Annotated in this window: 3 protein-coding genes; 2 read left to right on the top strand and 1 reads right to left on the bottom strand. The window is 65.6% G+C overall.

Annotated features, from left to right (window positions below):
* Nucleotides 1–1,843, top strand: a 1,843-nt coding sequence (alaS, locus tag MKI88_RS21105) for an alanine--tRNA ligase (RefSeq protein WP_241633524.1), incomplete at its 5' end; no start/stop codon positions are given.
* Between the two features lie 413 nt (nucleotides 1,844–2,256).
* On the opposite strand, the gene MKI88_RS21100 is transcribed toward alaS, so the two are convergent.
* A complete protein-coding gene (locus MKI88_RS21100) occupies nucleotides 2,257–4,038 on the bottom strand; it encodes a cation:proton antiporter (protein WP_241633523.1) in 1,782 nt (593 codons plus the stop codon).
* A 128-nt stretch (nucleotides 4,039–4,166) separates the two neighbouring features.
* Here MKI88_RS21100 and MKI88_RS21095 point away from each other — a divergent pair.
* Nucleotides 4,167–5,439: monovalent cation:proton antiporter-2 (CPA2) family protein (locus MKI88_RS21095; protein ID WP_241633522.1), on the top strand; the 1,273-nt coding region annotated here is incomplete at its 3' end.

Here is a 5,439-nt window from a genome sequence, read left to right as displayed (position 1 = left end):
CCACCGCGTGATCGCGGATCACCTGCGCTCCTCGGGCTTCCTCGTGGCGGACGGCGTGCTGCCCGCGAACGAAGGCCGCGGCTATGTGCTTCGCCGCATCATGCGCCGCGCGATGCGCCACGCGCACCTGCTGGGTGCCAAGGAGCCGTTGATGCACCGCCTCGTCCCCGCGCTCGTCGCGGAAATGGGTGGCGCCTATCCCGAGCTCGTCCGTGCACAGCCGCTGATCGAGGCGACGCTGCAGCAGGAGGAAACGCGCTTCCGCCAGACGCTCGCCAACGGCCTGCGTCTGCTCGACGAGGCGACTGCGGGCTTCAAGCCCGGCGATACGCTGCCCGGCGAGACCGCGTTCAAGCTCTACGACACCTTCGGCTTCCCCTATGACCTGACCGAGGATGCGCTGCGTGCGCAGTCGCTGCTCGTCGACCGCGCGGGCTTCGATTCCGCGATGGCCGAACAGAAGGCCGCCGCGCGCGCCGCGTGGAAGGGCTCGGGCGACAAGGCATCGGAAGAGGTCTGGTTCGACATCGCCGAGGAACTCGGCGGCACCGAATTCACCGGCTACACCGCCAATGTCGGCGAAGGCCAGGTCGTCGCGATCGTCAGGGACGGCGCGCGCGTCGACAAGGCGGAGGCGGGCGACAAGGTCGTCATCCTCACCAATCAGACGCCCTTTTACGGTGAGAGCGGCGGCCAGATGGGCGACGCCGGCATCATCAGCAATGACAAGGGGTTGAAGGTCATTGTTGAGGATACGTCGAAACCGCTCGGCAGGCTTCATGCGCATCAATCGACGGTGGAAAGCGGCAGCATCGCGGTGGGCGATACCGTTCACCTCGCGATCGACGATGATCGTCGCACCCAGCTCCGCGCCAATCACTCGGCGACGCACCTGCTCCACGCGGCGCTCCGCGAGCGGCTTGGCGGCCATGTCACGCAGAAGGGCAGCCTTGTCGCGCCCGATCGCCTGCGCTTCGACTTCTCGCACCCCAATGCGCTCACCGCGGCGGAGATCGCCATGGTCGAGGCCGATGTGAACGCGCAGATCCGCGGCAATGACAGCGTCTCGACGCGCCTCATGACCCCCGATGACGCCGTCGCGGCAGGCGCGCTTGCGCTGTTCGGCGAGAAATATGGCGATGAGGTTCGCGTGCTCTCGATGGGCGCCGAGGCGGGCAAGACCTATTCGGTCGAGCTGTGCGGCGGCACCCACGTCCGCGCGCTGGGCGACATCGCGATCTTCAAGATTGTCTCCGAAAGCGCAGTGTCGAGCGGTGTTCGCCGCATCGAGGCGCTGACCGGCGAGGCGGCGCGTGCGTGGCTCGTTGCGCGCGATGAGCGGCTGAAGGAAGCCGCGGCCGCGCTCAAGACCGCGCCCGACGATGTGCCCGCGCGTGTCGTTGCGCTCATGGAAGAGCGCAAGCGGCTCGAACGCGAACTGGCCGATGCGAAAAAGGCGCTCGCCATGGGCGGCGGCGCGGGCAATGCCGAAGCGGCCGGCCCCGAGCAGGTGGGTGGTTATGCCTTTCTCGGCCAGGTCGTCGAGGGTCTCGATCCCAAGGGCCTGCGCGGCGCGGTCGACGATATGAAGGCGCGTGTCGGCTCGGGCATTGCCGCGCTGGTCGCGGTCAATGAGGGACGCGCCTCGGTCGCGGTCGGCGTCACCGACGATCTGCTCGGTGCGGTCAGTGCGGTCGATCTCGTGCGTGCGGGCGTTGCAGCGCTTGGTGGGCAGGGCGGCGGCGGTCGCCCTGACATGGCTCAGGGCGGTGGCCCTGACGGCGACAAGGCCGCCGAGGCATTGTCAGCGATCCGCGAGGCACTCCAGAGCGTTCCCGCCTGATCCAGAACCCTGGGCTGGGAACGCGGACTATGTCTTCAGTTCCTCCCCGAGTTTGTTGGGCAGGGTCAGGAATTGCCTGAATCACCGCTTGATGGACATAAACCCGCACCAAAGCATCGTGCGCCAAAACAGATCCGCTCAGCCTGAGGAGCCGTTGAGCTTGCCGAAACGGCGTCTCGAAGGCCGCTCACGGTTAGATCCTTCGAGACGGGTCTTCGCCTCGCTCAGCCCCTCCTCAGGAAGAGCGGTCAGGTGATGCGATTTGGCGCACGGTGCTCCAATCAGCATCGTACTGTCCTACATACTCCGTTCCTGTCATGTTCCTCGCGGGCGCGATCGGCGCGCGCCTGCGGGCAGGGCGAATCAACATGGTCGTTTGTGAGAAAAGTGCGAAGCTAAGTGAAGTTAAGGGCCTATCCCTCGACCTCGCCCAGCCGCGTGCGCCGCAGTCTTGGTTCGCGATCGAGTTCGCCGGCCTGCTTGATTTCCTTGCGGAATTCGTCGCGCTTTTCGTGGATCGACGCGATCACGGGGCCCATTGCGACACCCAGATCGACAAGCACGGCCTCGGAAAGCTGAAGCGAGCTTTCAAGCGTCTCGGGAACCGCATCGGTCGCGCCCGCGCGGTAGAGTTCGGCGGCATGGTCGGTATCGCGCGCGCGCGCGACGATCGTCAGATCGGGAAAGCGCTTTCGCACCTGCGCGGTGATCCGCACCGTCTGCACCGGATCATCCATCGTCAGGATCAGTGCACCCGCATTGTCGAGGTCGAGCCGGTCGAGCATGCCCGGACGGCCGATATCGCCAAAGACGACGGGAAAGCCCTCGCGACGCGCATGCGCGACGGCGTCGATATCCGCCTCGATCGCGACCATCGGCTTGCCGTGCGTCTTCAGCATCTGCGCGACAAGCGAACCGACCCGGCCGAACCCGACGATGATCGCGCGCGGGCCGGTGCCTTCGGCGCTGCCCGTCTCGGGCTGGTCGGGTCCGGCCAGGTCGACACGGCGCGAGACGTCGCGCCCAATGCGCGCGAGCAGCGGCGTGATCGTCAGGCCCAGCGCGGTCACGATCTGCCAGAAGGCCGCGGTCGAGGGCATGATGACCTGCGCCTGTGCTGCGGCGGCGAGCACGATCAGCGTGGTTTCGGAAGGGGACGCCATCAACAGCCCGGTTTCGGCGGCGACTGCGGTGCGGGCGGCGCCGCTGAAACGGATCAGCGCCGCGGTGATCGCGGTCTTCACGAGCACGACCCCGACGACGGCGCCCGTCAACGACAACCAGTTGGCGGCGATGACGCGCACGTCGAGGCTCATGCCGACAGTGATCAGGAACACGCCGAGCGCGAGGCCCTTGAAGGGCGCGGTCATGACCTCGACCTCGGTATGATATTCGGTCTCGGCGATGAGAAGCCCCGCGAGCAGTGCGCCGACGATCGGAGACAGGCCGACTGCCGCGGTCGCGATGCTGGCGAGGATGACGACGATCAGGCTGGCCGCGAGGAACAGTTCTGGGCTCTTGGTTCGCGCCGCCTGCGCGAAGAGCCGGGGAAGCGCGAGCCTTCCCAGGATCATCATCGCACCGATCGTGAGCACGCCGACCCACACGGTCTGGGCCAGTCCCTCGATGCCGGTGCTCTGCGCATAGGGCGCAAGGGCGCCCAGCACGAAGATGATCGGGACGAGCGCGACGTCCTCGAAGAGAAGCATCGAAAATGCGACGCGCCCGACCGGACTCTGCATTCCCGTCATCGGCAGCACGAGCGCCGTGGACGAGAGCGCCAGCGCGATCCCGAGTCCGAATGCGCCCGCCCAGTTCTCGCCCAGCAGCAGGAGCGCCGAACCCAGTACCAGCCCCGACAGGAGCAGTTCGGCCGCGCCAAGGCCGAAGACCAGCCTGCGCATCGTCCACAAGCGCTTGAACGACAGTTCGAGGCCGATCGAGAACAGCAGCAGGACGATGCCGAGTTCGGCAAAGGGCTTGATCGATTCAGGATCGGTGATGGTGATATGGAAAAGCCAGGGCCAGCGATCGACGAACGAGCCGAGGCCCGCGGGGCCAACGAGAACCCCCACCAGGATGAAGCCGATCACCGGATTGACGCGGAAACGTGCAAAGGCCGGAATGACCACGCCCGCCGCACCCAGAACGACAAGCGAATCGCTGAAAGCGGAGGAGTCTATTTCAAGGGCCATGTCCTATCATTGCGGCGATGCAGCATAATTCCTAGCGCGACGGTCATAAAAAAATCCCGCCACAGGGTCGTAATGGGGCGGGCGCGTACCTAAACGATGGGAATACCGGATAAGGAGTAGAGTATCGCATGCCACATGCCACGCCGCTGATCGCAACCATTGTCGCAGGGCTTGTGCTTGCGTTTATCTTCGGCACCCTGGCGTTCCGGCTGCGTTTTTCACCGTTGATCGGCTATCTGCTCGCCGGCGTGATCGTCGGTCCTTTCACACCGGGCTATGTCGCCGATCAGCATCTTGCGAATGAGCTTGCCGAACTCGGCGTCATTCTCCTGATGTTCGGCGTTGGCCTGCATTTCTCGGTCAAGGACCTGATGGCGGTGCGCAAAATCGCCATTCCCGGCGCATTGGTGCAGATCGGCTTCGCGATCCTGCTCGGCATGGGGCTCGCGCACCTTCTGGGATGGACGCTGGCGGGCGGCTTCGTCTTCGGCCTCGCGCTGTCGGTGGCGAGCACCGTGGTCCTGCTCCGCGCGCTTCAGGAACGCCGCATCCTCGACACCGAACGTGGCCGTATCGCGGTTGGCTGGCTGATCGTCGAGGATCTGGTGATGGTCCTGGCGCTGGTCATGCTGCCCGCGCTTGCGCAGGGCGGGGGCGAGCAGGGGCTTGGCCTGACGCTGCTGATCACCGTGGGCAAGGTCGCCGCCTTTGTCGCGTTCATGCTGATCGTCGGCCGCCGCGTCATCCCGTGGGTTCTGCATGCCACCGCGCATGGCGGATCGCGCGAACTGTTCCGGCTGGCGGTCCTGGCGATCGCGCTCGGCGTGGCCTTTGGCGCGGCGATGTTGTTCGGCGTGTCCTTTGCGCTCGGCGCCTTCTTCGCGGGGATGATCCTGGCCGAATCCCCGCTCAGCCAGCGCGCCGCCGAGGAGACTTTGCCGCTGCGCGACGCCTTTGCGGTTCTGTTCTTCGTATCGGTCGGGATGCTGTTCAACCCCGTCATCATCATCACCAACCCGTTGCCCTTCATCGCAACCGTCGCGATCATCATCCTTGGCAAGTCGATTGCCGCTTTCGCCATCGTGCGCGCCTTTGGACGATCGTCCAGAACCGCGCTGACCATCGCGGCGAGCCTCGCACAGATCGGCGAATTTTCCTTCATCCTGGCGACGCTGGGCGCCGAATTCGAGCTGATCTCCGCCGATGCGCGCAATCTGATCCTGGCGGGGGCGATCATATCGATCATGATCAACCCCTTTCTGTTCAAGCTCATCGACCGTTTCATGGCGGAGCGGCCCGTCGAGGCGCCGCCGGTTCCGGCCGCCAAGGGGCATGTGGTGCTCGTGGGCTATGGCCGCGTCGGGCGCGGCGTGGGCGAAAGCCTGATCAATTCGGGCGAGC

The sequence above is a fragment of the Sphingomonas sp. LaA6.9 genome (assembly GCF_022601895.1).
GTDB lineage: Bacteria > Pseudomonadota > Alphaproteobacteria > Sphingomonadales > Sphingomonadaceae > Sphingobium_A.
This window is presented reverse-complemented; position numbering and strand designations above follow the sequence as displayed.